General features: G+C 50.9%; 1 protein-coding gene and 1 pseudogene. One reads left to right on the top strand and one right to left on the bottom strand.

What is annotated here, in order from left to right:
- Positions 1 to 138 precede the first annotated feature (138 nt).
- Complete coding sequence (locus ACSZPU_RS25235; protein ID WP_499004338.1) at positions 139 to 1,773, bottom strand: Na+/H+ antiporter; 1,635 nt, start codon at positions 1,771 to 1,773, stop codon at positions 139 to 141.
- Between the two features lie 205 nt (positions 1,774 to 1,978).
- On the opposite strand from ACSZPU_RS25235, the pseudogene ACSZPU_RS25230 reads away from it, so the two are divergent.
- A pseudogene (locus tag ACSZPU_RS25230) lies at positions 1,979 to 2,086 on the top strand (helix-turn-helix domain-containing protein); the annotation flags it as partial.
- Positions 2,087 to 2,161: the final 75 nt, after the last annotated feature.

The following is a 2,161-nucleotide window of genomic DNA, read 5'->3' as shown; positions in this document are numbered from 1 at the left end:
TCGGATCAAAGACATAGGCAGGGAACATCACAAAAAAACTGTATGTTACCTGATGACTTCTTAATGCGACAGAACCCTTAACAAAGCCTTCAGCCTCCCCGCTCATCTCTGAACAGGGAGGACTGATACGGACACCGGTTAATGAAGGCTCTCTTCTTTGAGGTCGATCGCCCTGAGCTCCTGATGGAAGACGGTATCGCTGATGGTACGAGCCTTTCGCATACGGAAAAGCTCATTACGTTGCGCGATAATAGCCTCACGTTGCATAAACTTCTCAAGCCTGGTGCGTTTCATCAGCTCCAGTCCGACGTCGGTTTGTTCATCGCTGTAGTTGTAGTGAAGCCGCCGCTGGTATGTCTCAAGGAGCATATTTCCGGCATCAGCTCGTAATGCCTGCTCATCGGGATAATCGACAGGCTGGCTAAGTAAATCGCTCAGTCGGTTGATGGCCGCTTCCGTCAATGCTGCACCGATATTGCCGCTACCGGCGTCATGAGGCAAATCCTCTCCGAGAGAGCGCGTCATGAAGGGAAGTCCTACAGCAGCCACAATAAGTGATAACAGGATCACCGCCATTGAGAGAAAGATAAGCAGCTCTCTTCCCGGGAACGGTGACCCGTCATCCAGTACGGCCGGAAGCGTCAGTATCCCCGCCAGAGTGACTGACCCCTTCACACCGGCGAGAGCCATCACGGCCATCGCAGTGAACCGGGGGCGCACAGTCGTGACCTTGCCCCGTCGTTTCTGACGAAATACCGTCAGGGTTATGGACAGCCATACCCAGATGAAACGCATCACGCCAAGGGCCAGTGTGATTACCACTGCATACAGCAGTAAGTACCACGGGGATGAAGCGCCTGCCTGTTGTGCCACATCTGGCAGAGTCAGTAACATACGTGGCAACTGCTCGCCCAGCATCAGGAAAATCATCCCGTTTAGCGTGGTCTGAAGCATATTCCACACGGCACTGCTTTTCATGCGTGTGGCCGGTAAACGAGGCCCCGACAACTGCTCATAGTGCATAGCGATGCCTGCGGCTACAGCAGCCAGGATCCCCGAGACATGGAATGCCTCAGCGAGAATGTACGCAGCAAACGGGATAAGAAGGCTAATCAGTATCTGGATGGCCGGTTCTTCGCGTGTCCGTTTCACCAGAAAATTATTGCACTTACCGGTTACCCAGACGACCACAAGTCCGCTCAGAATACCGCCGAAGGCCATCAGGAAGAATTTGGTCACCGCCTCTCCCGGGGAGAAGGTACCGGTTAGCACTGCAGCAATCGCAAAATTAAATGCCACAAGGCCGGATGCATCGTTTAGAAGGGATTCGCCTTCGAGGATATGCGCCATTCGTGAGGGCAGCGGTGAATTTGCAGTCATGGCAGAGACGGCCACCGGGTCAGTTGGTGACAGAATCGCAGCGAGCGCAAATCCGGCGGCCACCGTAACCGCCGGGATAAGCCAGTGAATAAACCAGCCAATGCCAATAATGGTGACCAGAACGAGTCCAATCGCCAGTGACAGGATGGGTTTCAGATCACTGAAAAAAGCATCCTTTGGTATTCGCCAGCCATCCAGAAACAACAGAGGGGGAATGAACAACAGCAGGAAGATATGCGGATCGAAATCAACCTGGAAGCCTCCGGCAGCGAGACCAGCCCCCGCAGCTATCTGGATCAAGGGTAATGGAATTTTTACGGGCAACAAATGAGATATAAACACAGTAACAACTATTGCTATCATGAAAACAAGGACAATGGTAATCAGCGACATATTGCCCCTCCTCTTCTCATGGCAAACTCTTCAGGCATGTATGTTCATCCTTATCAGCAGGTGACTCTAATAGAGTGTTTATTTTAAATAGCTGATCCTAATATGTATTAGTCGCGACTTAATCTGACACTGGACCTTGAAAGGTTGAGAGTTACCGGTTTTGATATGGGTGTCGAATCCTTATACAAAACGCGAGGTAACTCTCATGCTTTATACTAACAACCCCATCATCAAACACAAAGCCGGCCTGCTCAATCAGGCCGAAGAGCTCGCTAACGTTTCAAAAGCCTGTAAAATCATGGGAGTATCGCGGGTTCTGTCGCATTAAGAAGTCATCAGGTAACATACAGTTTTTTTGTGATGTTCCCTGCCTATGTCTTTGATCCGA

Source organism: Phytobacter sp. V69 (assembly GCF_965644215.1).
In the GTDB taxonomy this organism is placed as follows: domain Bacteria; phylum Pseudomonadota; class Gammaproteobacteria; order Enterobacterales; family Enterobacteriaceae; genus Phytobacter.
The sequence above is the reverse complement of the archived record's forward strand: the minus strand, read 5'-3'. Positions and strand labels throughout refer to the sequence as shown.

What these genes read in the sequence shown, in the direction of transcription:
- ACSZPU_RS25235 (WP_499004338.1), bottom strand. Translation starts at nt 1,773, where the DNA reads ATGTCGCTGATTACCATTGTCCTTGTTTTCATGATAGCAATAGTTGTT.